The 3,318-nt window shown below is 56.7% G+C and carries 3 protein-coding genes; all 3 read left to right on the top strand.

Translation table 11 applies throughout. The features are described 5' to 3' along the window. Positions 1-764: 764 nt before the first annotated feature. Positions 765-1,745, top strand: a complete 981-nt coding sequence (locus D477_RS22130) for a phospholipase D-like domain-containing protein (RefSeq protein ID WP_005266512.1) — start codon at positions 765-767, stop codon at positions 1,743-1,745. 162 nt (positions 1,746-1,907) lie between these two features. After that, positions 1,908-2,270: a hypothetical protein gene (locus D477_RS01320; RefSeq protein ID WP_150109939.1), complete on the top strand. Its 363-nt coding sequence runs from the start codon at positions 1,908-1,910 to the stop codon at positions 2,268-2,270. 156 nt (positions 2,271-2,426) lie between these two features. Beyond that, complete coding sequence (locus D477_RS01315; protein WP_005266509.1) at positions 2,427-3,266, top strand: hypothetical protein; 840 nt, start codon at positions 2,427-2,429, stop codon at positions 3,264-3,266. Positions 3,267-3,318: the final 52 nt, after the last annotated feature.

Below are 3,318 nucleotides of genomic sequence, written 5' to 3'. Positions count from 1 at the left end.
CCGGCTCATCAATTGTCCGATCTGGGCGGACACTCGTGGTGAACGATTTGGGCGAGTTTCAGCCCCCGCAGAATGATGTCACTTCTTACATGATCAATGACGACACACCTCGTTGGCTCTACAAGAACGATGGCACCCTGCAATCGGCCCAGCAATAGCACCGGGCAGTTTTACGGGCGCGTCTTACAGGAATCCATAGGCCCGGAGGGCGCGATTCCGGACGAGTGCAGCAAGGTAGCCCTGCTGCACTCAGCGGAAAATCTGCTTAGGGTAAGGCGAAGATCGAGGGTTACGGACACGCGTGGCGGCCCGGCTGCCCCCTGAACTCGGTATTAAACTCAGTTCGCTTCGAGTAGGCCACCATGGGGGCACCAACCAACTCGCTGGTGGCCCCTTTAGCGTTGAGAATGTCGCGACTGTAGCCATTAGGACCATGGCGGCGTATCTGTGCGCTTCCAAACTCGGGTGAATGTTTGCAGATGCCTCAAATCCCTAGAGTTTCAAGACTGCCGGCAGGAGCGGACGACCGATCTACTGCCGACAGACATTGCGATCCCATCAAAGGTTCTTTCCTGCACTGTGGAAAATTCTGCTACTGAGACGCATTGCTGAGACAACCCGACGCCGGGAATCCGGGGCGGCGCCGGCAGGAAGCTAGAGCGACCGCCGCGTCCCAGCAAAGGGTCCTTACATGAGACGACCCAACGCGTGCTGCCGGTGAGGCGCACCGGTGCTAAAGCGCATGTACGAAGTACCCTCCTAACATGGGGATCGAAAGCCAGTTGCATACGAAAGCGGCCGGGTGGTTAAGGGACGCAATCCAGGCTATTGATGGCAACGTGGTTCTGGCTAGCCCCTACCTGACCATTGAAGTCTGCAAGCAGTTAGCCTCCGCAGCCAAAGATTCGCGTTACAGTTGGCAGCTCCTCACGTGTCTTGACCCGAGCGCGGTCGCGAATGGTTATCTATCTCTAAAAGGCATCGAAGACCTCATGGGGAGTGGGGTTCGAGTCCGTCATGTGCCACGGCTCCATGCGAAGGCGTACCTTTTCGGTACTCGTGGGCTGGTCGGTTCAGCAAATCTGACAGGAGCGGGTCTTGGAAGCTCCGCGTCTTCCAATTTCGAGCTCGGCATTAGCCTCACCCCCGACCAAGTAGCTGACGCGAAGCGCGTCGTCACCACTTGGCCAGCGCGTGACGTCACCCTGGAGGACCTCAGCACAGTTCTCACTAAAGCCCGGGATTTGACCAGCGCTCACCAGATGCCCTCAGATGATTTGGATGCTGATTCTGCACTGCATTTCGCGGAGCGACTTCTCTCAGATGCACGTGACGGTCGCGGATTGTGGGTGAAGCTCGAGTATGGGGAACCCAAATTGGGTGGGTGGTGCCAGCAGTCATTGTTCGCCAGTCCGGCAAAGGGACGACCTGGTTTCAAACCGGGTGACCTCGTTTTCATCTGTGCCGCTGCCACCGGCGACTGCTATGCAGTGGTTGAGGTGACATCCGAAGCTGAGTTCAAACCCAGTGACTACCTAGCATCACGGGAACAGGCGGCAGTTGAACGTTGGCCATGGATAAACCGGACGAAACCCCGCCTGGTGCCCAGTGAACTTATGGCCCTGAAACTGGACGAACTGGGCGCCAACAAGCAGGCTCTACAAAACGGTCACGTTCGACTGAAACTTGACCAGTTCGCCGCAGGTGTGCGTGCGCTTGCCCGTCTCGCCACCGATCAGCCCTAGCGTCCAAGTTGCTTGTCCTCTAAGTCTTTCCTTTGCAGAGATCCCACGCGCCACACGAGGGTGGAAAACCGCCGTTGCCAACGAACAGTTGGGCACGACCGGCCCAAATATACTGGGCTCCACGCGAACGTCGGGGGAGAAATGAAACCGTTATTCACACTCATGGTTCTGCTGGTCGCAGCCTCTATCAGTGGATGCACACAGACACCGAACGCGACAGAAGTGCCAGTGGTACGGCTCTCGACTGAAGAAACCTGTTCAGAGCTAAAGGCCGTCCTGGCGCTAGAAAACGAGGACGTCGCCACCGAAGGTGCTGCCAATCAGGTCGGCGAACAGATGACCCTGCTGGCGGCAAAGGCGTCCACCGTCGTCAGCGACGACATCAAGTTCACGGCGAAGATGTCAAGTGGCGTCTATGGCACGATGGGCGAAGTGAACGCCAACCAAGAACTGTCGGACAAGTACGATGCCGCTCTAGCCAGGCTTGGGCGGGTCTGCGACATCGACTGGCTCAAGGGCATGTGAATTGGTGACGGGGCGCCAAAGCCAACCTGTCCCTGACCAGAAACCTTCCATTTGTGACCCAACGCGCTTGCCGCCATACAGAAGGCTTAGTGTGGGTCATTTATTCTGGCTTGAGACAACATCAGCCAACTCACAAGGCTGCAGTTTGAACTACTGATGCTTGGGGGCATTATTACTACGGACGCCGTGGAGGCTAGTGAAGGAAGCGTCGCGAGACGCCGCGCGCACGCTTTCCTGGATTTTCTTCTTAACCACTGGCATCAGTTAGCCCTCGCATTAGCTGGGCTCATCGGCTTCTTGACGGCATTTCTCAACGACGACTCCCCTGACTGGTGGACTCCAGCAATGTTCTGGAGCTATCTAGTACTTGGGATATCCGGTGGTCTCGGCGGGTTGCTCAGAAAACCGACGTACGCCGAGCAGGCTGCGACAATTACTAGACTTGAGAATGATTTGGGAGAGCAGACCGCCTTGTTTCGGGGCATGCTCGATTCATTGATGACCGGGCTCCTCTACGAGTTGGATCTATACAACACCCAGACCCGGATCAGCGGATATATCCGTTCGGGCGACTCATACGTCCTACTCGCTCGGATATCCAAAAACTCGGCGTACGAGAAACCTGGTCGCCCTACCTACCCGATCGGTCAAGGGCTCCTGGACGATGTATGGAACAAAGGGACGTGCCAGAGAGCCTTCCCAGCCCGCTACGACTACTACCTGACCCACATGATCAACAAGTTTGGGTATGACAAAAAGACAGTGGAAGCGTTTACGATGAAGGCACGGAGCATGGGAGGCGTAAGAGCCTATGACGATACGACTCGCACGCCGGTTGCCGCCATCGTCATAGAGCACGAAGACCGGACGACGATCAACGATGCGTTGATGACCCGCATCGAAGACGCGGCCGCTTGGAGGACGTTGAAAACTTACCTCACGACTTCCACCGAGTTATTCCCGGATATCCGCGCCGCGAGGAGCAAGGGGTTCTGATGGCCGACAAGCTTGAAGCTGCTATGGCTTACTTGTGCACTCACTATCCCTA

This window comes from Arthrobacter crystallopoietes BAB-32, from assembly GCF_000328305.2.
Lineage (GTDB): Bacteria > Actinomycetota > Actinomycetes > Actinomycetales > Micrococcaceae > Crystallibacter > Crystallibacter crystallopoietes_A.
The sequence above is the reverse complement of the archived record's forward strand: the minus strand, read 5'-3'. Positions and strand labels throughout refer to the sequence as shown.

Bases quoted from the DNA above. Each gene is read 5' to 3' on its own strand.
- D477_RS01320 (WP_150109939.1), top strand. From the start codon at position 1,908: ATGGTTCTGCTGGTCGCAGCCTCTATCAGTGGATGCACACAGACACCG.
- D477_RS01315 (WP_005266509.1), top strand. From the start codon at position 2,427: ATGCTTGGGGGCATTATTACTACGGACGCCGTGGAGGCTAGTGAAGGA.
- D477_RS22130 (WP_005266512.1), top strand. From the start codon at position 765: ATGGGGATCGAAAGCCAGTTGCATACGAAAGCGGCCGGGTGGTTAAGG.